At 39.6% G+C, this 26,263-nt stretch carries 22 protein-coding genes; 7 read left to right on the top strand and 15 right to left on the bottom strand.

Annotated elements, in window-relative coordinates; genetic code table 11:
- Nucleotides 1–17 precede the first annotated feature (17 nt).
- From Q0017_RS01330 to rsfS, 4 genes are all read left to right on the top strand, one after another.
- A complete protein-coding gene (locus Q0017_RS01330; RefSeq protein WP_298141865.1) occupies nt 18–806 on the top strand; it encodes a crotonase/enoyl-CoA hydratase family protein in 789 nt (262 codons plus the stop codon).
- A gap of 8 nt (nt 807–814) precedes the next feature.
- Nucleotides 815–1,690 (top strand): NAD(P)-dependent oxidoreductase, encoded by an 876-nt coding sequence (locus Q0017_RS01325; RefSeq protein WP_298141863.1) that lies wholly within the window; start codon nt 815–817, stop codon nt 1,688–1,690.
- The gene (locus tag Q0017_RS01320) at nt 1,691–2,473 is read left to right on the top strand and encodes a TIM barrel protein (RefSeq protein WP_298141861.1); all 783 of its coding nucleotides are present in this window, start codon (nt 1,691–1,693) and stop codon (nt 2,471–2,473) included.
- Between the two features lie 85 nt (nt 2,474–2,558).
- Complete coding sequence (gene rsfS, locus Q0017_RS01315) at nt 2,559–2,972, top strand: ribosome silencing factor (protein ID WP_297424002.1); 414 nt, start codon at nt 2,559–2,561, stop codon at nt 2,970–2,972.
- A gap of 82 nt (nt 2,973–3,054) precedes the next feature.
- Here rsfS and Q0017_RS01310 read toward each other — a convergent pair whose 3' ends face one another.
- Genes Q0017_RS01310 through Q0017_RS01300 form a run of 3 tightly spaced genes read right to left on the bottom strand, consistent with a single transcriptional unit; the run spans nt 3,055 to nt 5,964 of the window.
- On the bottom strand, nt 3,055–4,497 hold the full coding sequence (locus Q0017_RS01310) for an NAD(P)(+) transhydrogenase (Re/Si-specific) subunit beta (RefSeq protein WP_298141858.1): 1,443 nt from the start codon (nt 4,495–4,497) through the stop codon (nt 3,055–3,057).
- Nucleotides 4,498–4,500: 3 nt separating this feature from the next.
- Nucleotides 4,501–4,824 (bottom strand): proton-translocating transhydrogenase family protein, encoded by a 324-nt coding sequence (locus tag Q0017_RS01305; RefSeq protein WP_298141856.1) that lies wholly within the window; start codon nt 4,822–4,824, stop codon nt 4,501–4,503.
- A 12-nt stretch (nt 4,825–4,836) separates the two neighbouring features.
- Entirely contained in the window at nt 4,837–5,964 is a 1,128-nt protein-coding gene (locus Q0017_RS01300; RefSeq protein ID WP_298141854.1) for a Re/Si-specific NAD(P)(+) transhydrogenase subunit alpha, read from the bottom strand.
- A gap of 761 nt (nt 5,965–6,725) precedes the next feature.
- Between Q0017_RS01300 and Q0017_RS01295 the strand changes: the two genes are divergently transcribed.
- The 3 genes from Q0017_RS01295 to dusA all read left to right on the top strand — a co-directional run bounded on the left by Q0017_RS01295 (nt 6,726) and on the right by dusA (nt 9,910).
- Nucleotides 6,726–7,649 carry a DMT family transporter gene (locus Q0017_RS01295; RefSeq protein WP_298141852.1) on the top strand — a complete coding sequence of 308 codons (924 nt, stop codon included), beginning with the start codon at nt 6,726–6,728 and terminating at the stop codon, nt 7,647–7,649.
- A complete protein-coding gene (locus Q0017_RS01290) occupies nt 7,646–8,833 on the top strand; it encodes an MFS transporter (RefSeq protein ID WP_298141850.1) in 1,188 nt (395 codons plus the stop codon). The genes Q0017_RS01295 and Q0017_RS01290 overlap by 4 nt, the downstream gene beginning before the upstream one ends.
- Nucleotides 8,834–8,899: 66 nt before the next feature.
- The gene (gene dusA, locus Q0017_RS01285) at nt 8,900–9,910 is read left to right on the top strand and encodes a tRNA dihydrouridine(20/20a) synthase DusA (RefSeq protein WP_298141848.1); all 1,011 of its coding nucleotides are present in this window, start codon (nt 8,900–8,902) and stop codon (nt 9,908–9,910) included.
- A 27-nt stretch (nt 9,911–9,937) separates the two neighbouring features.
- Here dusA and Q0017_RS01280 read toward each other — a convergent pair whose 3' ends face one another.
- The 12 genes from Q0017_RS01280 to Q0017_RS01225 form a co-directional block, all read right to left on the bottom strand.
- Complete coding sequence (locus Q0017_RS01280) at nt 9,938–10,690, bottom strand: GNAT family N-acetyltransferase (RefSeq protein WP_298141846.1); 753 nt, start codon at nt 10,688–10,690, stop codon at nt 9,938–9,940.
- 394 nt (nt 10,691–11,084) lie between these two features.
- Nucleotides 11,085–11,855: a tRNA threonylcarbamoyladenosine dehydratase gene (locus Q0017_RS01275; RefSeq protein ID WP_298141844.1), complete on the bottom strand. Its 771-nt coding sequence runs from the start codon at nt 11,853–11,855 to the stop codon at nt 11,085–11,087.
- 57 nt (nt 11,856–11,912) lie between these two features.
- A complete protein-coding gene (locus tag Q0017_RS01270) occupies nt 11,913–12,737 on the bottom strand; it encodes a TatD family hydrolase (RefSeq protein ID WP_298141842.1) in 825 nt (274 codons plus the stop codon).
- Between the two features lies 1 nt (nt 12,738).
- Nucleotides 12,739–13,647, bottom strand: coding sequence for an RsiV family protein (locus Q0017_RS01265; RefSeq protein WP_298141840.1), 909 nt, complete (start codon nt 13,645–13,647; stop codon nt 12,739–12,741).
- Nucleotides 13,648–13,854: 207 nt separating this feature from the next.
- A complete protein-coding gene (locus Q0017_RS01260; RefSeq protein ID WP_298141838.1) occupies nt 13,855–15,444 on the bottom strand; it encodes a peptide chain release factor 3 in 1,590 nt (529 codons plus the stop codon).
- A 158-nt stretch (nt 15,445–15,602) separates the two neighbouring features.
- Nucleotides 15,603–16,607, bottom strand: coding sequence for a Fic family protein (locus Q0017_RS01255; protein ID WP_298141836.1), 1,005 nt, complete (start codon nt 16,605–16,607; stop codon nt 15,603–15,605).
- Nucleotides 16,608–16,630: 23 nt separating this feature from the next.
- Nucleotides 16,631–19,765, bottom strand: coding sequence for a type I restriction endonuclease subunit R (locus tag Q0017_RS01250; protein WP_298141835.1), 3,135 nt, complete (start codon nt 19,763–19,765; stop codon nt 16,631–16,633).
- Between the two features lie 88 nt (nt 19,766–19,853).
- A complete protein-coding gene (locus tag Q0017_RS01245) occupies nt 19,854–21,086 on the bottom strand; it encodes a restriction endonuclease subunit S (RefSeq protein ID WP_298141834.1) in 1,233 nt (410 codons plus the stop codon).
- Nucleotide 21,087: 1 nt separating this feature from the next.
- Nucleotides 21,088–23,844, bottom strand: coding sequence for a type I restriction-modification system subunit M (locus Q0017_RS01240; protein ID WP_298141833.1), 2,757 nt, complete (start codon nt 23,842–23,844; stop codon nt 21,088–21,090).
- A gap of 138 nt (nt 23,845–23,982) precedes the next feature.
- Entirely contained in the window at nt 23,983–24,684 is a 702-nt protein-coding gene (locus tag Q0017_RS01235) for a hypothetical protein (RefSeq protein ID WP_298141832.1), read from the bottom strand.
- Complete coding sequence (locus tag Q0017_RS01230; protein WP_298141831.1) at nt 24,671–25,114, bottom strand: hypothetical protein; 444 nt, start codon at nt 25,112–25,114, stop codon at nt 24,671–24,673. Before Q0017_RS01230 ends, Q0017_RS01235 begins: the two co-directional genes overlap by 14 nt.
- A 5-nt stretch (nt 25,115–25,119) precedes the next feature.
- Nucleotides 25,120–26,211 (bottom strand): hypothetical protein, encoded by a 1,092-nt coding sequence (locus Q0017_RS01225; RefSeq protein WP_168408812.1) that lies wholly within the window; start codon nt 26,209–26,211, stop codon nt 25,120–25,122.
- Between the last annotated feature and the right edge of the window lie 52 nt (nt 26,212–26,263).

The raw sequence follows: 26,263 nt of genomic DNA, 5'->3' as shown, positions 1-26,263 counted from the left end.
AACAATAAGAGAACAACATGGCAGACATTCAAATTGAATACCAAGATGGCATTGCGATTGTACGTTTAAATCGCCCTGATAAACGCAATGCCATGAGTTTTAGTATGCTTAAAGACTTAGTGCGTAGTGCAGAACAACTTAAAAAGAATCGACAAGTGCGTGCGGTAATTTTAACCGGTGCAGCACAGGTGTTCAGTGCAGGTATTGATTTAAAAGACTTAAACCATCCTAAACATCGCCTGTTTGCAGCATGGCAGTTGGTAAAACCGGGACAAAGCCTGTTTCAAAAAGCCTGTTTGGTGTGGCAACAATTGCCTGTGCCGGTGATTGCAGCAGTTGAAGGTTATTGTTTTGGCGCGGGGCTGCAATTGGCTTTGGCGGCTGATATTCGCATTGCACATCCTGATACCCAAATGTCAATTATGGAAAGTCGTTGGGGCTTAGTGCCTGATATGGGGCTTAGCCGTTCACTTGCCGGCTTAATGCCATTGGATGTTGCCAAAGAGTTGACCTTAAGCGCGCGTATTTTTGACGGCCAATATGCCCAACAGATTGGCTTGGTTACGCATCTGTCTGATGATCCGCTTACATCGGCTCAACAACTGGCAAATGAGTTGATTGAGCGTTCACCCGATGCCTTATATGCAGCCAAACAAGTGCTTGATGCCATGCAGCATCAACCACATCAAGCTTTACGTTTAGAAAAAATATGGCAACTTAAATTGTTGTTGGGCAAAAATAGTCGCCTTGCCCGTCAAAAAGACAAACAACCACAGACTGAATTTTTACCACGACAATATAAATAGAGGGAACGATGCAATTAGATCAAGCCAAGATCGCCTTTTTAGGCATGGGACTCATGGGTAGCCGTATGAGCACACGCCTACTGGATGCCAATTTTGAAGTTGCAGTTTGGAATCGTACAGCCAGTGCTTGTGAGCCTTTAATTGCACACGGCGCTCAAGCTTTAGTGCTTGAACAATTGCATCAATATCAGGTGCTGTTGCTTTGCCTAGCAGATGATATTGCTGCACAACAGGTTTTTGCACAGATCGAGCCGCATTTACAAAGTGGTCAAATCATTGTTGATTTTTCGAGCCTTTCGGTGACTGCAACGCAAAAACTACATCAAGCAGCCCAAGATAAAGGCGTAACTTGGATTGACTCCCCTGTGTCAGGCGGTACAGCAGGTGCTGAACAAGGCAGTTTAGTGATTTTTGCTGGTGGTGATGCCACAACCATTGAGCAATTGGCGCCTGTTTATGCACCTTTAGCACAACGGGTGACGCGTATGGGCGACAGTGGTACCGGTCAAGCCACCAAAATTTGTAACCAACTGATTGTGGCTGCCAATAGCACTTTAATTGCAGAAGCGGTTGCCTTAGCTGCACATGCAGGCGTAGATGCTCAATTACTTGCCCCAGCACTTGCTGGCGGTTTTGCTGACTCGAAACCTTTTCAAATCTTAGCGCCACGAATGGCAAGTCAAGTCTTTGAGCCAGTGCAATGGAAAGTACAAACTTTAGCTAAAGATTTAAACAACGCCATGAGTTTAGCTGCCAATTTAGGTTTAGCCATTCCTGTGGCCAGCCAAGCCCTCGATCAATTAAAGCAGCATCAACATCAAGGCTATAGCCAAGCGGACTTAGCCACGGTGATTCATGCTGTACAAAAAACTGAGGTTAACTAAATGAAATTGGCCGTTAATCTTTCGATGATTTTTACCGAAGTGCCTTTAATTGAGCGCTTTGCATTAGCGCGCTTGCATGGCTTTGATCATGTTGAAATTCAATTTCCGTATGAACTCAGTATTGCGCAAATTCAAGCACAACTCACAGCGCACCAGTTAAGCCTGTGCCTGATTAACCTACCTGCCGGTGATTTAATGCAAGGCGGTGATGGCTTAGCCGGTGTACCAGGACGTGAAATGGCGTTTCGTGATGCTGTCACGCAAGCCATTGACTATGCACGCGCCCTTCATGTTCCAAGTGTAAATATTTTAGCTGGTAAACAACCATTGGATGCTGACTTATTACCTTGCTTACGTACATTAGCAAGTAATCTTAAAATTGCAGCACAGCTTTTAAGCGATGCAGGCATTCAACCTGTATTTGAGATGATTAACGGCACCGACATGCCACGCTTTTTGCTGCAAAATATCGCGCAAGCACAAGAAATGCTAGAAGCCGTACAGCACCCTGCTTTAAAAATGCAATATGACTGCTACCACATGGCCATGATGGGTGAAAATGTCTTGCAGGCTTTAAAAGAAAACATAGATAGGATTGGACATATTCAATTTGCCGACTGTCCGGGTCGACATCAGCCCAATAGCGGAGAAATTGACTATGCTGCAATTTTCGATTATTTAAAATCAAGCCCTTATACAGGCTACGTGGCTGCTGAATATCATCCCACGCCTGACTCTAATGGCTCATTGGCATGGAAATCGGCATTTTTTCCACAGGCATAGTGCAGTTTATCGGGCTGCGGTTTGAAATTTAGCGCTAAATTCGCTATATTAGAAGGTGAGTTATTGTCTGGAAATATTAACCTTTATGAATTTAGAACCATCGCCCAGCGCTTCTAATTCTCACGATCTCGCAATGAATTCTCAAACTAAAGACGTACAAGCATGCTTAAATGTGGTACGCGAAGCTTTAGAAGATGTAAAAGCTAAAGATATCGTGACATTAGATGTCAGCACGATCAGTAACGTTGCAGATGCTATTGTCATTGCTAGCGGCACATCAACCCGTCATTTAAAAGCGCTTGCGCATAACGTGGCTGAAGAAGCACGTAAAGCAGGCTTTCGCCCAATTGGTATTGAAGGCGAACAAGATGCTGAATGGATCTTGATTGATTTAGGTTTTGTAGTGGTGCACGCGATGCTTCCTACAGCACGTAAATTTTATGATCTTGAAAGTTTATGGCGTGCACAGCCAGAAGCACCGTCAGAAACTGTGGCATAAGCCATTTAAAACAGCGACTCTTGTAGTTGCTGTTTTATTTAAAAAAAACCGCTGCTTACAGCGGTTTTTTTATCACCGTGATTTAGTGACCTGTACCATTAATGGCTTTGGTCATCTCTTCCACGACTTTTTTGGCATCACCAAAAATCATCATGGTTTTATCGTTGTAAAATAAATCGTTATCTAGACCTGCATAGCCGGTCGCCATAGAGCGTTTAATGACCATAATGGTACGTGCTTTATGTGCTTCTAAAATTGGCATGCCATAAATCGGTGAGCTTGGGTCATCTTTTGCAGCAGGGTTGACCACATCATTGGCGCCAATCACCAACACCACATCTGTGGCAGGAAAGTCAGCGTTAATTTCATCCATTTCCAGAATATCTTCATAAGGTACATCGGCTTCGGCCAACAAGACGTTCATATGCCCCGGCATACGTCCTGCAACAGGATGAATGGCAAAACGTACCGTTACACCTTGTTCTTTAAGCAAATTGGCCAATTCTTTGACCGCATTTTGCGCACGGCCCTGTGCCATACCATACCCCGGCACAATCACTACGCTGTCAGCATTCGACATTAAGAATCCAGCATCATCGGCAGAACCTGAACGGTAATTACGCTGCACTTGGGCACCTGCTGCTGTAGGTGCTGCTACAGCGCCCATTGCACCACCAAACAACACATTGATGATTGAACGATTCATGGCTTTACACATAATGTAAGACAAAATTGCCCCTGATGAACCGACCAATGAGCCTGCCACAATCAACATATTATTTTCTAAAGTAAAGCCAATACCTGCTGCTGCCCACCCTGAAAATGAGTTAAGCAAAGAGACCACCACCGGCATGTCACCACCACCTACAGGCGCAATCCAAACCCAACCAAAAACGAGAGCCAACCCTGTCATGGCCCAAAATGCAGACATACTGCCTGTGCTAAAGAAACTAAATCCACACATCAGCATGGCAATAAAAATTAAAGCCTGCACAGGTTTGACCCATGTACCTGAAATGGTTTTTGCCCATTTTTTAGCCGCCAATTTACCGTAAGCAAATACAGATGCGGTAAAAGTAATTGCACCAACAAAACAGCCCACAAACAATTCAAACAAATGCACTTTACTCATGGCATAGAAGTTCAGGCCTTGCGCAGCGAGGCGCTCTGCACCAATGCTTTGTAAGCTATTGTTATGAATAATCGCTGCTACCGCAATTAACACCGCCGCTAAGCCCACTAAAGAGTGCATTAAAGCGACTGTTTCTGGCATTTGGGTCATGGGCACAGTCCGCGCCCGTGCAATCCCCACCACAGCTCCTGCAATCATTGCAGCAATAATCATCCACACCACAGGGCCTTGTGCCACAAAAAATGTGGTCAATACTGCAATTGCCATGGCGATCATGCCGTAGCGGTTGCCCACAATGGCAGTTTTTGGCCCAGATAAACCACGTAAGGTTAAAATAAATAAAACTGCCCCAATCAGGTAGAACCAATCTGCATAGGCTCGAATAAATTCCATGTTTCAACCCTCTTTGTTTTTTTGTTTTGGTTTAAACATGTCCAGCATACGTGCCGTGACCGCAAAGCCACCAAAAATATTAATACTGGCTAAGAACACCGCAATTGCACCCAATACGCTGACGATATTAATGCTTTGAAAATCAAGATTGCCCTCAAGCCCCAATACAGGCATGCCAACGGTTTGAATCATGGCGCCTACAATAATGATGGAAGATAAGGCGTTGGTGACCGCCATAAGAGGCGTATGTAATGCTGGGGTCACACCCCAAACCACGTAGTAGCCAACAAAAATGGCAAGGACAAAAATTGTAATTGTTTCAACCATGTGTGCTACTCCTTAGCCACGTTTTAGTAAGACTTGACCTGCATGGGTAATCAAAAGGGCTTTTTGAATTTCATCGTCTTGATTTAAAGTAAATTTCTGCTCTGCATCAAATAAGGTCTCTAAAAAGTTATAGACGTTTCGTGCATACAGCGCTGAGGCTTCAGTCGCCACAGTGGCAGGAATATTGGGTACACCTAAAATATGCACGCCATTGGCTGTGGTGACCGTTGTGCCACACTCAGAGCCTGCCACATTGCCGCCTGTTTCAACAGCCATATCCACAATCACAGAACCCGGTTTCATTTTGGCAACCGTGTCCGCTTGAATTAAACGTGGTGCATCACGTCCCGGTAGCAGCGCTGTGGTAATCACAATATCGGCATTGGCCACTGCTTTATCGACAATGGCAGCTTGGTCTTTGATGTACTGTTCACCCGGCATCCAACCGTAACCATTTTTAGCAGCTTCATCGGCACGGGCTTGTTCTTCAGCAGACATCGGCACATCCAACCATTTACCGCCTAAAGATTCCACTTGGTCTTTGGCCGTGGGTCGTAAATCTGTGGCTTCCACCACTGCACCTAAACGCTTGGCCGTGGCAATCGCTTGTAACCCCGCCACACCAACCCCCATCACTACCACACGTGCAGGTTTTACCGTGCCTGCTGCGGTCATCAACATAGGAAACATACGTTGATACGCATTGGCTGCTAACAACACTGCCTTATAACCGGCAAGATTGGCTTGCGAGGATAAAACATCCATATTTTGGGCACGCGACAAAGTACGTGGTAACAGCTCAAGTGCAAAGGCATTGACTTTTTGGGTCGCAAATTGCTCAAGTTCAGGGTTACGGTATGGGTCAAACAGGGCAATGACACAGCTGCCTTGAGGCAATTTTTGAATTTCTGTACCTTGAGGGGCGCGTACCTTTAAAATGATGTCACTGCCTGAATAAGCATCTTCGGTGATTTTTGCCCCAACCTGTAAATAACTTTCATCTAGGTAAGCGGCTTTGGTGCCTGCCCCATGTTCAAGTACCACTTGATGTCCCGCATGAATTAATTTTTTTACTGTTTCTGGCGTGGCAGCCACACGATGTTCACCGTGTATGCTTTCGGTTGGAATTCCAATTTGCATGAGCGTCCCTCAAGCTAGTTTTTGTCAAGCAAGCACATCTATTCAGATCATGCCGTGTGGTTATTTTTTGTTGGTTTTTTTGATTCTAATTAAAATTTTTTCTATTTCTACCTAGTATTTATTTAATAAATAGTTAAAACATGAACTGATGATTCATTAAAAAACGTGTACCCATGCGTCTATTTCTATAACAATTTGGATGGTTTTTGTTAAATATTATGTGATTTGGAAGCTAAAAATAATGCCTATATCAAAGCTAGAGCCATTACAGCAACAGCCACTCTTGAAATAAAAATTAGTAAGTTTTAGAGACTAAAATTTCAGCAAAATCATTATTTTTAGATGCTTTTTTATTGTAGTATTTAACTATTCTGCAATCAGTTTCAGTGAATACTGATTGCTTATCACACTTGGATATTGATAGAAAGATCAAATGCTTTAAAAAATCAAGCCTGTTGAATTGCAAATCGCTTTTAACTACAGATCAGGGACACTCAAATCAAAGCGTTAATGTCTAAATCTATTACAAAAAATTCTGTAGTCATTTCTGCTTATGATATGTAAAAGGTCATTAAAGCCCTAAAAATTGCAATATTGCACTAAAACAGCGCATATTTTTATGGAACCGATCATGGATATGGCGACAAACAGACACGGCAATTTTCTCAAGCCATGATAAAGTAGCCTCAAATACAGCATCAAGCATCATATCATCTGATATGTTGCATGCTGCAATCTTCTTTTCACTCCCGAATTTTGTTATGAAAACTTACCCAAGCTCGAGCCAAATCGGTGCGCTGTTTGCCATTGGTGCAGCCTTTTTATTTAGCACTAAAGCCATTTTTATTAAGCAGGCTTATGCCTTGTCACCTTTGGTCGATGGTACAGTTTTGGTGGCGCTGCGGATGGCCAGTGCCTTGCCGTTTTTCTTGGTGATTGCATGGTTGAGTCGGCATCAAAAAAAACAATTGCAGCCGCTTGATTGGTTAATTTTGTGGGCAACGGGTTTATTGGGCTACTATTTTTCCAGTTGGCTTGATTTTATGGGACTGATGTTTATTAGTGCCTCACTTGAACGCATCATTTTATTTTTATATCCGACCTTAACGGTGTTGGCATCCAGTGTATTGTTTAAGCAGCGCCTTACCCCCAAAATGCTGATCGCTTTACTTTTAAGCTATGGCGGTACTGTGATTGTGATGCTACAAGAGCAAGCCAATAGCCCACATAATGAAAACTTTTGGTTGGGCGCGAGTTTGGTCTTTGCCAGTGCAGTCTGCTTTGCAGCTTATCTTTTGATGACGCCACGTCTGATTCGGCAATTTGGTTCATGGCATTTTAATGCGTTGGCCTTGACGATTGCCTGCTTAGGGACCTTAGTGCATTTTTTTGTTGCCACCACACAACCGCTACAATTGCTTGCTCAATTGCCAACACAGACCTTTTATTATGGTTTGATACTGGGTTTTTTTGTAACCGTATTGCCCACTATTTTTATGGCTCTTAGTATTCAACGCTTAGGCCCTGCTCAATCTGCCATGATTGCGTCTATTGGTCCCATCCTCACCATTATTTTGGCAACACTTTTTTTAGGTGAATATATGAATGCCATGCAATGGTTGGGTTGTGCTTTAAATATTATGGGCGTGTTGATGATTACCTTGGGTAAAAAGAGTACAACATGACAGCCAGTTTAGATATTAGTCAAGATCGTGCTTTGTTATGGCTTATGGCAATTGCTTGTGGCTTATGTGCCGGCACCAATTATTATGCTCAGCCTTTAATTGGTTCAATCCAACAGTATTTTCAAGTGCCCGAAGCTCAAGTGGCGCTCACGGTTACTTTTGCACAAGTGGCCTATGCACTGGGTTTATTACTGATTGTACCGCTTGGCGATATTGTCAATAAAAGTAAATTTATTCCCTTATTAATGCTGATTGCCGCATTGGGCTTATTTATCTCGGCATTTTCCACCCATATTTATATGCTTTGGGCAGGTACGATGCTTGCCAGTTTGTTTTCAGTGGCCGCACAAGTCCTGATTCCTTTTGCCACAATGGCAGTTAAACCTGAAAAAACCGGACAAGTGATTGGCTTTTTAATGAGTGGTTTATTGGTCGGGATTTTACTCTCGACCAGCTTGGCTGGAATATTGTCTGAGCTTTGGCATTGGAAAGCGATTTATGCCTTAAGTGGTGTACTGATGCTGATCATTGCTGTTTTACTTAAAGCACGCTTGCCTTATGTATTGCGTTTAAAGATTGGTTATTTTGATATTTTCCGTTCTATGGGCAGCTTATTACATCAAGAACCGCGCTTGGTGCTACGCTCACTCATTGGTGGCTGTTGCTTTGCTGCAATGAGTATTTTATTTTCAACCATTGCATTATTACTGACCCGCCCACCATTTTCATTGACCGATCTATGGATTGGTTTAGTGACATTGGTTGGGGTGTTTGGCGCACTATCGAGTAGTTATTTGGGTCGTTTTGCCGACCGCGGACGCACCAAAACCTTAACAATTTTGGGCTTGATCACCTTGCTGTTGAGTTGGGCTTTGCTCTATGGCGGCGCAGCTTCTTTACTCAGTTATATTGCAGGTTATGCGTTGATTTATTTAGGACTTGCAATGGTACACACCGCCAATCAAGGCATTGTGTTTCGCTTACGTCCAGATGCTAAATCCCGTATTAACTCTATTTATATGACCACGTATTTCATTGGCGGTGCCTGTGGTTCGGCGCTTGGTGTAGTGGCGTGGCAATATGGCGGCTGGTCTATGAGCTGTTTGGTGGGTGTGGTGTTAATTGTTTTGGCTGGTGTGTTTGCCACGATGGATACAGGTTATATAAAACACAAACCGGCATAGGGCTGTCGATTTTGAGTCAAAAGCCGTATAATGCCGCGCTCTCGTTGTTTGAAGTCTTAGGTCGTTATGTCTCATCTGCAAGCTTTACAGCCTCGTATTTCGGTCGCACCCATGATGGATTGGACCACAAAAGATTACCGTTATTTTGCACGTTTATTTAATCCCAATGTGATTTTATATACCGAAATGGTCACCACAGGTGCGATTATTCACGGTGATGCCAAACGCCATTTAGACTTTAACCAAGAAGAACAGCCGATTGTGTTACAACTGGGTGGCTCAAATCCAAAAGATTTAGCCCTTTGTACAAAAATGGCCCAAGATTGGGGCTATAACGAAGTCAATCTTAATGTCGGTTGCCCAAGTGACCGCGTACAAAACAATAAAATTGGCGCCTGCCTCATGGCAGAACCTGACCTTGTTGCCCAATGCATCAGCGAGATGCGTCATGCGGTAGATATTCCTGTCAGCGTGAAGCATCGTATTGGTATTGACGATATGCACTCGTATGAAGAGATGCTACATTTTGTCGATACTGTTGCAAAAACAGGCTGTAATAATTTTATTGTGCATGCCCGCATTGCCTTATTACAAGGTTTATCACCTAAAGAAAACCGTGAAGTTCCACCTTTACGTTATGAAGATGTGTATCGTTTAAAACAAGATCGCCCAGATTTAATCATTGAAATTAACGGTGGCATTAAAACTTTTGCTGAAACCCAAGCACATTTAAAACATGTCGATGGGGTGATGATTGGGCGTGAGGCCTATCATAATCCGTACTTATTGGCAGAATTAGGACAGCTTTGGGATTTACCAGCACCAGATCGTTTTGAGATTATGTCGGAGATGATGCCCTATATTGCCAAGCGTTTAGCAGAAGGTGCACCGCTTTCTATTATTACGCGTCATATTTTGGGTCTATTCCAAAATTTACCCGGCGCACGTAAATGGCGTCAGGCTTTAAGTGGTGGCAATGCCAAGACTTTAAAAGACGTTGAAAATGCCATTGTTCATATGCAAGAAGCCATTAAACGCACCGAAGATTATCTGCGTGAGCATCAAGTACAACAATAAAAAAAGCCCCCATATTGGGGGCTTTTTTTATAAATGACCGCAGGCTTTTTCATAATGGCTGAGGTCATTGGCACTCCAATATTTAGACATATCGCGTAGCTGTACCGGACTTAACACTTTATAACGATCATACACGCCAAACATTTTCAGCATGTTCATCACCACTGCAGTATTGCTTTGCCCTTGACAACCACGACGCACTAATTTCCAAGCACGCTCTACATCCATATACAACAAAGCTGAAGTTACGCCGTTATATTCATCTAAAATACGATTCTCACCGACCTTTTTAAAGAACAAACGCTGGTAAAATGAAGCCTTTTTACTGTCTACTTGAATAAAAATATGCTTGGCACGCACTTTAAAAATCGCAAATAACACAGCACTTGAATACAAATCATAAAACAAATTTTGATGCTGATAATCTTCACGAATCGCCAATGAACCTAATTCAATACGCTTGCCTGCTGTAATATTAAGCGCGTCAATATCGGCTTTGTATGCAGCATAAGCTGGCAATTCATCATCTTGAATAATGCCAATCGTGCCCACAATACTGTCGTTTTCTTTGGCCGTGAAGAGAAAGTTAGAACGATGGCAATATTGTGGCAAATATAAAAATGGGCTGCCTTGCTTTAAGTAACCACACTTATGGTAGTTGGTATAAAGTAGTTGGCTGCTTTGTAATAGATCATTTATTTGAGTCACTTGACCAATAACAAGCTGGTCAAAATTACTTTTTATGCGGAACAGGCGATTTTCCACTAAATTGTCTTTCATTTGTAACCCACTAAGGCGTGATTTGGAGAGAGTTTAAAATCAACAATAAAAAAAACACCTGACAATACAGGTATTTTTCACGCGTTATGTTAGACAATTAAGCTTGTATACCAATTGACCATATCTAACAAATTCTATACTTTATGTTGCAGAACACTTACAAAATTTAGGGTTTTTAGGAAAAATGTAGATATGACAAGCTTATGAAAATAAAAAACCAACCAACACACAAAAATATTTTTTTATTAGATATATTTAACATTTTTTATATCGTGATGAGATTTATTTGAACACATGATCCCTCATATTTAACAGTAACATTCAATCAAATTAAAATCCCGAGTATAAAACTCAGGATTTTTTGTATAAATTTCAACCAATATGTTGGCAGAAACTATCCTACACGCGATTTAATCTGATCTAGCTTTTTCAAAACCTCAGCCACAGCCACCATTGCAAAACTGGATGTGACCACCACAGCAGAACCATAGCCACCACAACGCAAACCTGCACTTGGGCAAACATCTGCGCTTGAAAATGGATTATCTATAGAATACACACAGGTAATACCAAATTTATCTTTGGGCTTTTTGCAAATGCCTTTACTGCGTAACTGTGCACGGAGTTTGGCTAAAATTGGGTCTTGTTCGGTTTTGGATAAATCAGCAACGCGAATTTTAAGTGGGTCAATCTTGCCACCTGCACCGCCTGACACAATTAAGGGAATCTTATTAAAACGACAATGTAGCATCAGCGCCAATTTAGCTTTGACATCATCAATACAATCTAAAATGAGATCTGGTGGGTTTTGCAACAAGTCTTTGACATTTTCAGGCGTTAAATAATCATCCACTAAATTGATTTTGATACGTGGATTAATGGCACGGCAACGCTCTGCCATCACTTCGATTTTTTCATGTCCTAAAGTGCTGCTCATGGCAGGCAATTGACGGTTGATATTGGAAGCAGCGACTACGTCCATATCTACCAACGTTAGCTCACCTAAACCTGTACGTGCTAAGGCTTCAACCGCCCATGAGCCGACCCCACCAATACCTATAACCATCACATGACTGTTGGCATAATGGGTAAATTCATCATCGCCATAGATTTTAGCCACACCAGCAAAGCGGCGTTCATATTCATCATCTAATACATCAGTCATGGTGCAATCAACATGGTTACAAGAGGTGCTATTTTACTGTGTTTCACGCTATGGAAGCTAGAGTGGTTTACCCAGTGCCAATGCGCTAAAACTGTTTTGCCATAAAATTGCGGCAAGCTTGGCTTGATCGAATTTTAAAGCTTGTGCCAAAGCCTCCAGTACATAAATTAAATTTCCCGGTGTATTTCGGCTATATTGATGTTCCTGTTGACAACACAACGGTGTCATATCGGGGCAATCGGTTTCTATTACCAAATGCTCAGCGCCAATGGCTTGAATCACCCGATGCAATTTTTTGGCATTGGGTTGACTGACTTGTCCAGTAATCCCAATTTTAAAACCCAAACCAATTAAGGCTTTGGCTTCTTCAACACCACCACTAAAAGCATGTGCAATACCACCTTGTTTAAACTGGTGCTGTTTGAGTATTTTGAGCACATCAGCATGGGCTTTACGAATATGCAATAACACTGGTTTTTGGTAGTCTTTGGCAAGTTCGAGCTGTAGCTGAAAATACTGCTGTTGCTTTGCAAATAGCTCCGGCTGTTTATGCTGCTTTAAAAAAGTATCTAAGCCAATTTCTCCAATCGCCACACAATCTTGGCTACGCAATAGATCTTCAAGTTGGCTTAAATCTTGTGGCTGATGCTGTTCAATATAAAATGGATGCAAGCCCGGTGCTAAATGGCTTTGTGGAATGTCTTTTTCTTGCAATAAATTATAATGACATTGAACTAAATCATGAAAGCGTTCGGCTACAAAACCAATTAACACCAAATGTGCAACGCCATTTTGATAAGCCACGCGTGCTAATTGTAAACGGTCATGTTCAAAATCTGGCACATCAAAATGCGTATGCGTATCAAACAATTGAATGGTCATGTTAGTTCACAACTTGCTTAAGTTTTGGTAAATATTCGGGTTTTAAAATGCCGTCTAAATCTTCATAAGCAATCACTAGTTTCGGTAAACCAACCACATAAGGTCCAATTTCATATTCGGCATATTGTAAAATTAAACCTTGTTGGCTTAAGTAAAAATTATCCGATAAGTAAAATTTCCATGCTTGTTCATAATCACTGACATTCTCTGCCAATTTTGCCTCTATAACCCATTGTTGAAACACCGCATAGGCAGCTGTTTCAAGCGCAGCTTTTTGCTTTGGTAATACAATATCATCAAGCAAAATTTGCTGAGCTGTACTTAAATCAAAATTACCATATTGCTGTGCCGAAGAACCGTGTGCCCCCCCTAAATAGCTGCTGCTATTGAGTACCACCGTGGCAAGCGGTGCTTGATCATTTAAAATGCGTGGCTTAATCATTAAGTTAATTTGATGATTGGCATTTAACTGTTTCAGTTCTTGATCTAAAAATAAAAATGATTGAATAAAAGGATTCACCTGCTCAAGTAAAACTTGTGCTGCATTAAGCGCAACATTGGCCTGTGAACTTGGGATGGCTTCACTGCTAGAGGCTTGTGCCACAAGGCTATTTTTGGGTGCAATAGATAAAATTTGTTGTAGTTGTTTTATGATTTGTTGATCTACCCATGCATCAATATTGGGATGATTACTGCTTAAACGCTCAATACTCATCTCAGCACAGTTATTGCCTTGGCACTCCGGCAGCTTTAAATCAAGGCGTTGATTTTCTGCGATTAAACGAGGTTGCTCCAGCGCAGTTAACACCTCAGAACTTGCTTGGCTTTGGGTAGTTTGCTCAGGTTTAGGCTGACATGCTGTGCATACAGCAATGATGCAGATACTCAACAATGCAATAGGATAGTTCATGTTTTTTCTCTCATGGCTATTATGTCAAAAACAAAAGCAAAGCTATTTAATCTCATCTTATTGCAATTTGGCTTTGAGTAAAACATAGCTTTAAGCGTGCACAAGGCGCTTGACACAAAAATTTTCAAATCCCAACTGGATGCGAGCTAAAAGACTCAGCATAAAAAAAGCCCAATCTATGATTGAGCTTTTTTTTAAAGGCTTAACTTAGTGTTCGCGCGTATTACGGAACACAATGTCTGGATAACGCTCTTGCATCAGCTGTAAATTGACACGACTTGGTGCAAGATAAGTTAAATGACCACCACCATCAACCGACAATTGGTCATGGGCTTTTTTCTTAAATTCGTTGAATTTCTTTTCATCGTCACAGGTCACCCAACGTACCGTGTTAATACTCACAGGCTCGTACACGCAATCAACCTTGTACTCTTCTTTTAGACGATACGCGACCACTTCAAACTGCAGCACACCAACAGCACCCACAATTAAATCGTTATTATGCTGTGGCATAAAGACTTGGGTTGCACCCTCTTCAGAGAGCTCTTTTAAGCCTTTTTGTAGCTGTTTTGATTTTAGTGGATCTTTTAAACGTACACGGCGGAACATTTCTGGGGCAAAGTGCGGAATACCGGTAAATTGTAAATCTTCACCTGAGGTAAAGGTATCGCCAATTTGAATGGTACCGTGGTTATGTAAACCAATAATATCGCCCGGCCATGCTTCTTCTAAATGCTGACGGTCACCCGCTAAGAAGGTTAAAGCATCAGAAATACGCACGTCTTTACCTAAACGTACATGTTTCATTTTCAAGCCTTTTTCATATTTACCTGAGCAAATACGCATAAAGGCAATACGGTCACGGTGCTTTGGATCCATATTGGCTTGAATTTTAAATACAAAGCCGGTGAAACCTGGTTCTTTGGCATCTACAACGCGGTCTTTGGTTGGATGTGCTTTAGGTTCAGGTGCATATTGGCTAAATGCATCTAAGACATGATCCACACCAAAGTTACCTAAAGCTGTACCAAACAACACAGGGGTTTGACGACCGGCTAAGAATTCTTCACGATCTAATGGCTCATTGGCCATTTGTACTAATTCTAAAGATTCTTCAAATGCAGCCCATGCCAAGTCACCGACTTTTTCACGTAAATCTGCATGGTCATAGCCATCACGGATTTCAATGTCAGTAATGACTGAACCAAAGCCGGCTTTATACACATAAAATTTTTCTTCAATTAAGTTATACACACCGGCAAAGTCACGACCTGTGCCTAAAGGCCAAGTCAGTGGTACACACTTAATTTTTAAAACGTTTTCAATTTCATCAAGCAATTCTAATGGTTCACGGATTTCGCGGTCCATTTTGTTGACAAAAGAGATGATGGGTGTGTCACGCATACGACACACATCCATTAGTTTAATAGTACGGTCCTCGACACCTTTTGCACCATCAATCACCATTAACGCAGAATCGACTGCAGTTAAAGTACGATAGGTATCTTCAGAGAAATCTTCATGTCCCGGGGTGTCAAGTAAGTTGATCATCTTGTCTTTGAATGGGAATTGCATCACCGAGGTGGTGATTGAGATCCCACGCTCTTTTTCCATTTCCATCCAATCTGAGGTCGCTGCACGGTCAGATTTACGGCTTTTGACCATCCCTGCCACCTGAATCGCCTGACCCCATAACAACAGTTTTTCTGTCATGGTGGTCTTACCGGCATCGGGGTGGGAAATAATAGCAAAGGTTCTACGAGCCTTTACTTCTCTAGCTAATTGATCTTTAAACATGAGAAAAATCTACAATATGTACACAGTTATGTACACATTTCTAAATATGTACTAAAACTGAAAAAGTGGGAATTCAAAATTGGCGTAATTGTAGCAGATTTGAATAGGATTTTACTGATTGCGGATATGTCTTGATTTATCCGCAATTGAAAGTATTGTTATCTTTTTAATCTATATTTTTGCTTCGGACTTTTCGGCTTATCAGGAATGGTACGTTTAATCAGACCAACTTCTATTGCAGGATTTAAGTAATTCCTTTGGAATGTTGCTCGATGAGTTAATCCAACCAATTGCATCAATTCAGCTAAAGTATAATCTTCTTGCTTCATTGCCGAAAGTAAACGCTGAACTTGGTCGCTCACTTGTACGTTAACTTGAGCGGTAACATGATCGCTATCTTGAGCGGTATCAGTTGAACTAAGAATGGCATCTAAAATCATCTGTAAGATGAATTCTATAAACGGGGCTGAATCAGTACGATCTGTACTTGCTTGCAATGCTTCGTAATAAGCTTTTTGATTTTGGTAAATCAAGCTTTCAACTGGAATATTGGCAAAGATTGGATTCCATCGGCTAAGAATCAATGTTTGCCATAGTCTACCCATTCGACCGTTACCATCAGCAAATGGATGTATAAACTCAAATTCATAGTGGAATACTGAACTCTGGATCAATGGATGCTCTTCACTATCATTCAACCACTCCAGCAAATCAATCATTAAGCGTGGTACTTGATTAGCTGGAGGAGCCATATGCACTACTTGATCACCTGACATTACGCCCACACCACCATGACGATATTGACCGACTTCATCAATCAAGCCTGTCATTAAAATTTGATGTGCTTGTAATAAGTCTGATTCTTGGCTTGGTTGCCACTGCTGAAAGGCTTCATAAGCTTTAATCGCATTACGCACTTCCTGAACTTCTTTCGGAGGTGCAATCACAGTCTTACCATTTAGAATCGCTGTGATTTGTTCTGTACTTAACGTATTCCCTTCAATCGCAAGTGAGCCTTGAATAGTACGGATACGATTCGCTTTACGGAGTTTTAGACTGTCTTGGATTTCCTCTAAAACAGTCAAGCGCCCTATATTCTCACTGATCTGTGCAATCAGATGAATGATTTTTGAGGTGATGGTATAAGGCGGTTGGTATTTCATATTCCCTCTATGATTTGACTTATTTAATTAGACTGCGAATTTTTCAAAACAAACTCTTTTAAAAATGCAGCGACTTTAACGTTCACTCTGAAAGGCGGTATCGTTTTACCCTCCTCCTTCTCAAAATATTGCTTTGCCTTTACCTTATCAACAGAATTCAATAATTGTCCAAAGCGCCCAAACTCATCAATATTGCTTTCGTTTAAATGTGCGTTGATCAACTGTCTAAGTTTGGTTTCATCTAAACCAAAAGAAGTCAAAATAGCATGTATTTCATCTTCTTTGGCTTTAAATTGATACTCTGTAATGTAATCTCTGAACGACTTACCCTCTTGCAATTTCACGTCACCACGTTGAACGTCGTGCAAAAAGATATTCGCAATTCTTTGCTCATCATGCGTTAAAGCTGCAAAACTTTTATGCAGTTCATTTAATGCTTCTTCAACCGAGATTGTCTTTTCACCATCATGTAATGCTTTTAAGTATTTGGTAAAGCGACTGTTCATGTAATCCGCATCAATCTTATCGGTATCAATCTCAGTTAAATACCCATCAATCTCAAATGGAACACTGCCCCCACCGCCACCACTTCCACCTTCAGAAAATAATTCCTTATAACGTAAAGCAAGAATGAGGTATGTTTGCTCATCTATTGCAACCTGAAATGGTAGTTTACTCGCATCATTATCGTCAAAGTGATATGTCAGTGTGTTCCAATTAAAACCTTGGATTTTTGCAGCTTCCAAATGCTCATTAAATTGTTTAAATAGCTTTGCAAACTGCCCACAAGTCTCTTTATCTTCAGGTAACTTTTCAAAGTTTTCGATACCTGTACTTTTAAACAGTTGTTCTATATCCGTAAAAATAGTGTTTAATTTTTTTAGGTTATCTTGCAGTTTATCTACAAATAAAGCCAAAGGTTTATCGCCTGAATACAACTTAACTGCTGCATCAATATTACGTTTCATCGTATGAGGGCGTCTGTAATACCGAATGATGCCGAATGGCTTATCTTTACCAAATAAGCGGTTGGTGCGTGAGAATGCTTGAATCAAGTTTGCATACTCAAGCATTTTATCCAAGTACAAAGTATTGACCCATTTAGAGTCAAAACCTGTCAGCATTTGATCTACAACAATCAATAGCTCAAGCTGTTTTTCAGGGGTGTGTTCTACACGCTTATATAATTCTTTGTGGGCTAAACGGTCTGCAATATCACGCTTCATTTTGGCGTGGGTGGCTAAACTGAACTCCATGCCATAACGATTATTATAGTCGCTTATGATCTCAACCAAGCCATCTTCTTTGAATTTAGCATTTTCATTATTATCAATATTTGGATCAAACAGTGCCGTAATTTTTAGCTCAGGTTTTAGTTTTTTAAATAAACGATAATATTCAATTGCTTCAGCAATACTACTGGTCGCAAACATGCCATGAAATTTATTATTTTGGCTATATTGAATCCAGTTCTCCAAAATATCTTCCACCACTTTCTTCTGATGCGCTGGACGACGATACTGTTCTGTAGGCAAGTAATCCTCAATCCCTTTGACATAGTTATTGGCTTTATCCCAATGCCCTGCCATAGCCACCTGACTTTTATCCATAAAGCGTGAATAAATTTCTTTCTTTTTAGGGTCGGCCATCGCTTCTTGAATGGTATTGGCTTTTGCTTCATCCAAAGCCACGGCTTCACGTAATTTTGAATCTTTATAAGTTGAAATTAAATAAGGATCAAAACCGAGTACGTTTTTATCTCGAATACCATCTGCGATACTGTAACGATGCAACTCATTACCAAATACTGTTGCTGTAGTATTCAGATTTTTTTCGTTTTCGTCTTGAATCGGTGTACCTGTAAAACCAAAGAAGACTGCCTGAGGAAAGGTTTCTTTAATGGTAATCAGCATATCGCCAAAGGTTGAGCGGTGTGCTTCATCCACAATAATCACGATGCGCTTTTTCTGCATCTGCTCAATATCATGAGCTTTGAGCCCACCCTCTTCTTGCTTGATATTACTCATTTTTTGAATTGAGCTGACAATCAGGACTTCATTCGGATTTGTACTTTTAAGTTTACTAATCAGCGCATGAGTATTTTCAGTAGATTGAACAAAATCGTCTGTATCTGCAAAATTGTTATATTGCTCTAATGACTGCGTGCCGAGTTCAATACGATCCATCAAGAAAATGACTTTATCTGCATCTTTTGAGGTTGCAATCAGATAAGCCGACTTAAAACTGGTCATAGTTTTACCCGAGCCAGTGGTATGCCAGATATAGCCACCTAGACGATCTCGTCCATCCCATTCAATACGTGCAACACGGTCTGAAATCGCACGGACTGCAAAGTATTGGTAACTGCGCATGACCTTTAACACGCCATCGGTTTTATCTGCTACAGTGTAAAATCCAATAAGCTGATGTGCCATAGGAATGGACAACAATGTTCCTGCAATGTCTTTCCAATAGTTGATTGGTTCGTTATTAAAATCTGCCCAGTTAAAATAGTAGTCTGAGTTAAATGATCCATCTGGCCCAGGATTGGCAAAATATTTGGTTTCTTCGGGGTTCATCGCCACAAAGATTTGTACCAATGAAAATAGCCCTGAAAAAATGCCTGAACGGGCATAGTTTTCGATTTGATGTGCTGCCTGACTGACAGGGACGCCTGAGCGTTTCAATTCGATATGAAACAATGGCATACCGTTGATTAGCAACATGATGTCGCCACATCGGTCATTTAAAATCGGTGAAGATGTTGGAAACTTGGGTTGTTGTACGATTTGGTAACGGCTTTCGCCTGCTGCAATTTGCTGACGGTCATAAATACTGAGGCTAATTTCTTTACCCAAGTGTGCTACGTCATTTGGATTGTCTCGTTTGATAGACACTGTTTTACCGTTGATAAAACCATTGAGCGCCAACGGTGTGCGCAAGGTTTTAATTTGTTCGAGTATTTGCGCTATTTCGGAGTCGGTGAGTGGCTGACCATTTAGCCGATCTATACCGCTATTATTTTCAAATAAAATTTTTGCCCAGTTGTTGATTAAATCCTGTTCCGTTGGATTTTTTAGAACAGTACTTTCCCAACCCTTGTTAAATAGAGTTTCGATAAATGCCTGTTCAAATGCTGCTTCGTTTTTAAATGTCATGGTCTATTTGCTTTTATCAAGTCAATTTATAAAAATTCTCCCTTTAAAATGGTGAGCCGCGACTAAAGCGGCACAAGGGAGGAAATGATTAAACAAACATTTTTTCTAAAAACGCTTGTTTTAGGTTTTTCAATGTTTGAAGCTGTTGATGTTGTAGGGCAAGTGTTTCATCGAGTTGTTTAAAGAAATGCCCAATTTTTTCCTGTTCCTTGACACAAGGAAAAAGTAGACTAAATTTTTTCATATCTGATGATAAAATATGTTTGATTGTATTGCCTGTCGTAATCTTATCAATTTCATTTTTTGCATTATCAGTTTGAATTTGATAATTAATGAAATGTGGATCCGCATCGACTTTATAGTCTGTAAACATAATCAAAGCATGTGCTGCTGAATTATTTAATTCTTCAGTAATAACAGCAGCATGACCTACATGCCCTGATTGAACCATCACAATGTCATTTGTTTTTAACCACTTATCCTGTTGCTTATAGTAAAAATAATCATTGATAAAAATTTCAGATTTCCGATTAATTTTACCATCCTTTACATTATTAGACTCAAGATAAAATCTTCCACTTTTAACATAGTAAGGTGTAGCTGTTCCCACAAAAGCATTTCTGATTTTTCCAAAAATATTTTCCAATGGTTGTAATGCCCAATCCCCACTAAATCCTTTTAGACGAATTTCAGGCTGTGTACTTCCTGCTTTTGGAAACATTTTTTCCAACATCGCTTTTTTTAGGTTTTGCGTTTGGCTAAGTTTCTTTTCCTGTAAAGCAATGGATTGGTCAAGGTTTTGGAAAAAGTTACCGATTTGGGTTTGTTCTTTAAAAGTTGTGATTAAATAACCTAGTTCTTTTAAATCCTTATTATATACATGCTTAACTGTTGTACCTGTCACACATTTTAAAATTTTTTCTTTGCTGTGGTTAATTTGGTAACTTATAAACACTGAAGAAATTAAAGAGACAGGTCGTAATATATTTATATCACCGCCCAAAAGAACATTATCAACTTTCAAACAAGATGCTTTAGCCAAACCATCAGGTGTGACATCAGAACTGGGCATCAAGATATCCCCAATCCTACCAAAATTTAAACCTTTAAGATTTGTGCTAGATAACACTTCATCAATAACGGAATTATATTTTGTGAATAGCTCACCATAATGGATACATTTGAAATTACCATCTTTGACTATATCACTTTTTGAAAATGATTCACCTCGATAAAAAGTGAACATATTTTCTAATTTAAACTCTTCCCATTCTAAAGTAAAACCTTTAAACCGTACCTCAGGGCATTTTTGCTTTTCCACATTACGCCCCTTTTAACAAAGTCTGAAACTGTGCCAAACCTTGCATATCAAAATCATCACCCGTCAAATCATCTATCAGGTCTGCAAGACTATTTTCCGCTTCAGTCAGCTTTTGCGTCGTTTCGGTATAAGTCACTGCATACTTATCTGCCAAAGCCTGCACCACATCAATCAAATGCTCAATCACTTCATTCGGCAACGCTAAAATCGCAGACACAATCGGTTGTACCCACTTCGCTTCAAGCAACTCCAAAACTTGTGAATCCTGCAAGGCTTCAATCGTGGTTTTGGTTAACAAATGCAAAGCATTAGCATCGGCTTTAATCTCAGCTTTCAACTCTTTTTCCTGTGCAAGCAAATCTTCCACTTGGAACAACTTCGCTTCCAGAGAGTCTTCCGCAAAAGTAAAATTCGCCTGTAACGTTTTTAAATAGGCTTTGACTTTGGCTACAGCAAATGTGCCGTTTTTATTCGCTTCAACCTTCGCCCATTGCACTTCAGGATGTGCCTGTACAAACTGTTCCTGCTCAGGCTTTTTGGCTTTATTTGCAAGCAATACTAACAATTCATTGATCGCACGAATTTCAGGCGTTTCAATATCTTCAAAAGCCTGTTTCAACGCTTTGCTAATCTCTGCTGTGACAAAAGCGTCATTGGCATCATTCAATAAAGTGTCTTTTTCTTCCTCAGACAACGAGTCCATAATCGCTTCAATTTCAGCACTTGCTTCAGTTAAAGCTCGTTCTTTACTTTGCAAAGCGGTGAGTTCGTCAATGAGTAAATGCTGTTGTACCAAATCAAATGGCAACACATAACCCACCCAACCGTCTTGAACTTCCTGTTCTTTACCATCTTTCTTTTTAATGACGATATTCGGATTCACAATCTTGGCAGCGGTTAAACCTTCAGACTGAATAATCTCCAAATCCCCTGCGATGCTTTGCCATTGATCATCTAAAGCTTGATAGGCTTGATATTTGTCAACTAGAGGAATATTTTCCAGACGCTTGAAAATATCCTGACTTAAAACATTTTCCTGTTGTGCAATATGCAAAGTCTGCATTTTGCCAATCAACTCAGCTTTTAAATAATCATGGAAATTAGCAAAAGCAGTATTAAATTGCGTTTTAAATGTTTGAACATTGGCATGCTGATAAATAGCGTTACTGATTTCTGTCGTGGCTAAATCGACATAAGGTGTGTCGCTGTCAGTAAATAAGTCTTGGCGTAACTGAGGGAATGCCTTCCAATACTCGGCATAAGCATCAATTTCTTTTTTCGGAATACCCCCAAACATGGTGGCATAAATATCCCAAGTTTCTGCTGTTGCAGACGAGTCTACATAACGTGGAATATTTAAGTTATAGCCTTGCTCACGAATTTCTTCCAAACTGACCAATTTAGAAAATTGCTCAATATCTTTACGCTGTACAACAGCATCAACAATTTTCTTGATATTCGATGCTTGTAGATGGTTGTTTTTACCAACTTTAATAAAACCTTTGGAGGCATCAACAATAAGAACATCACTTCTTTGGCGACGTTGTTTTAAAATAATGATCACAGTTGGAATACCTGTACCAAAGAAGATATTGGCAGGTAACCCAATGATTGCATCAATATGCTTATTTTCAAGCAAGTTTTTACGGATACGCTCCTCTTCACCACCACGGAACAATACGCCGTGTGGCAGAACAATCGCCATGATGCCATCAGGTTTTAAGTGATATAGATCATGCAGTAGAAACGCATAGTCAGCTTTAGTTTTTGGTGCTAAACCAAAACGTGAATAACGTGGATCAGATTCTTTATTTGCAGGATCCCACGCTTGCGAGTACGGTGGATTAGACACCACGGCATCGACATACAATGGCTCATAGGTATTGATCGGATCATTGTCATCAAAATACGGCCAATCATCCTCTAAGGTGTCGGCATTACGAGCAACAATATTGGCTGGCAGAATGCCACGCATCACCAAATTCATACGGGTTAAGTTATAGGTATTTTCCTTTAACTCTTGTGCGTAATATTTGATTTTATTTTCATCATTGACATGCTTGGCAACTGAACTACCAATGTTAATTAGCAATGACCCCGATCCACTCGTTGGATCGTAAATTTTGATTTCTTCTTGATCTTTTAAATGATGCGCAATGATTTCAGACATTAACACCGACACTTCATGCGGTGTATAAAACTCACCTGCTTTCTTTCCTGCATTGGCAGCAAAAGAACCAATTAAATATTCATAAATAAAACCAAGTACATCATAGTCTTGCTTATTATTCATTGGAATAACTTTGATCAATTGCAATAAATCACTGATGGCTTTGGTTTGACTGTTTGAGTTATCACCCAATTTACTTAGACCTGTTTCCAGCGTTTTAAAAATACCATCGAATACTTTTTTATGTGATGGACTGATTAAACGTGAAAAAGCAGAAAGTGCATCACGGACATTGGCAACGTTAAAATCATTGCCTTTTTTCAACCATGTCGAAAACAGATTGTCATAGGCAATAAAATAACCTATACCATCTTTAATAAATTCAACCGTTTCTAGGTCTTCTTCAGTGAGTGTTTCAATATCTGCCTGACTAAAGTCATTGGCTTCTAAAAAAGCTTGCTCTTTGTCTGATAGAAATTTGTAGAACATGAACCCTAAGATATAGTCTTTATATTCATTTGCCTCAATTTTTGAGCGCATTTTGTTTGCGGAATCCCAAATTTTGGAAGCGAGTTGTTGCTTGTTCATAGGTTGTCTACAGTTCTTAAAAAAGTTAAAGCCTTTATGTCACGAAGGCTTATGTTACTTGTATTCTCGTTGATTTTGGAAGCGTTCTCAACCCATTACTTATCTTCTAAAACGGACTTCAAAAAATAATGAGGGAGTTTAAAATTCAGCACGAATATCCAAACAACAATGTCTTATACGGTATGGATCACCTGAACGATGATGAATGTGATTAGTGTAAAATATTGCGCTCGTTCCTTTCTTAGGTTCAAAAGTCAGCCCTTCTAACCTATTAGTCAGATCTACTGAAAGATTCGTTAAATGTGATTGCCATTCATTCATGATTTCTTTCACCTGTAAACGAGTTTCATTCAGATATAAAAGAACTCCACCGCTTTCATTTTCCGCACCAGTCGAATAATCACTAACTAATTGATATAAACCTTTTTCACTATATCGACTCCCTTTGTATAACTTTGCCTCGCCTAACCATGTATAAACTTTATCATCAGTCTGCACCAAAATATCTACGTGCCCATTATGGTCTGATTCGTGACTTGCATGAAAACCTTGTAAATCAAGGTGCTCTACTATTCGGCAAGTAATATCATCTTCCAATACTTTTTCTAAAAGCTTGATATGACTTTTTAATCCTTTAGAATCACTAAAACCATTTTTTGCAGATTCACATAGCTTAGTAAAATTTTTTGCGAGAGTATTTTTTTTTCGACTAGTACAAATTCGTCTCGAAGAATCGACCAATGCATTTTCTAACAACAATAGAAAATCATCTTGAGATTCAATGTTTTTGACCTGATATAACTTTGACACTTGATCATTATTTAAGTTAAATTTTGTCATTTTTGTGATCCAAGAAAAACTGGGTAACAACAAAATATGGTATTACTGCATCATAAAACTCTTTTTCTGTTAATTGCTCGCCTGAAAATGGATGAGAAAATTCTTTACTTTTTATCATTTTATTTACTAATTCTTTTTTCACCTTTTTTCTAAATCCACTTAAAGAATGCCATGCAGAAAATGACTGTTCTAGCACTTGTACATCAGAACGAGTTAAATAAAAAACGCTTAAAATAAAGTCATTATCACTTACTCGTTCATCTACTTTTTCGCGTAGCTCATCAAAATAAAAAGTTACTTCTTGATCTCTACCTGCAATCATTAAATAATCTAAAATCGAAAGACAACCGCTTTTAACATCGGGAAATTCAGAAAAACTCCGACACTCAATAATCTTATAAAAATAATTTCCTTTTTGAATATTATTCATAATTTTTATCTATTTGCTAAAATTTTTTCTATAATAAAATCATAATCTTCACGTGATTTGATATCAAAAATATGAGCTTGGTATAGACTTTTAAAGCCAGATTTATCATTAGCAAAATATCTATGATGAACACCAACATAAACTTGAGGCCAAGTATTTAAAATACGCTCAAATCGTTTACTGATACGATAAGGTCTTATTTTTCCTCCAAACCTTTCCTCAGCTAATTTCCCATTGCTATGATAGTCTGCTTTTCTGATATCTCTAGCCTCTTCTTTAATATACTCACGATGGTTGTTTTTAGAAGTCGAAAACGATGCATCAGTCACTTCTCCCTCAGGATTATCATAATAGTTCTGAATACTGCCATAAAGATTTACAAATTCTGTTTTCTCAGGAATACGACAGTTCTTGACGCCTACTTTTACAAATGCATCATTAAGTGCTGTTCGAAAGTCATGAAAAAATTTATCAACAGCATTAGCTAAAACAATACTTCCAAGATCTAATTGCAAGATTAATCTTTTATTTAGACCATCTATTATTACAGCATCAAAACAGTCAACTGATATTGGACTATAACCAACAATTCTATTATATTTATCAAGAACCTCTAACGCCTTCTCTCCTAGGTCTTTTGCAGTAAGCTCTTTTCTTTCCTGAATTTCTCTATATATCTTAAAGTTATAAAGTACGATTGAATCAGAAACCTCATAACAACCATTGGCGATATATGAGGAATCATCAAAAGCGGTATTATTACCAAAAAGCTCAATCATACCCTCAGTGAATAATTCAACATCATCTGTAGTTAGTTGGTCATAAACCATAACTAGTTTATTATCAAAAAAAATATGATTTTTCAGTAAAATATCTATTTTTTTATCAAGCTTTTTAGCTAATTTATCACTACAAACTTTTGCTTCGGCTTGTAATGATAACCATCGATGTGCAGCATAAATCCCTACTTCAGAATAAATTTCATCTAAAACATCTAAATCAATTCTTCTACTCTCACATAGCTTAATTTTACTAACTAAGTCCTCACGAGAGAATTCATGTGTTTCATCTATTTCCAAATCTGCTTGCTTGACCATTTTCCAATTTCAATTATTTAACCCCTTAGTGAAATTCTAATATTTTTCACAC

Origin of the sequence: uncultured Acinetobacter sp., from assembly GCF_947624825.1 — a bacterium.
Lineage (GTDB): Bacteria > Pseudomonadota > Gammaproteobacteria > Pseudomonadales > Moraxellaceae > Acinetobacter.
Note: the sequence above shows the minus strand (reverse complement) of the source record. Positions and strands in the feature narration are given on the sequence as shown.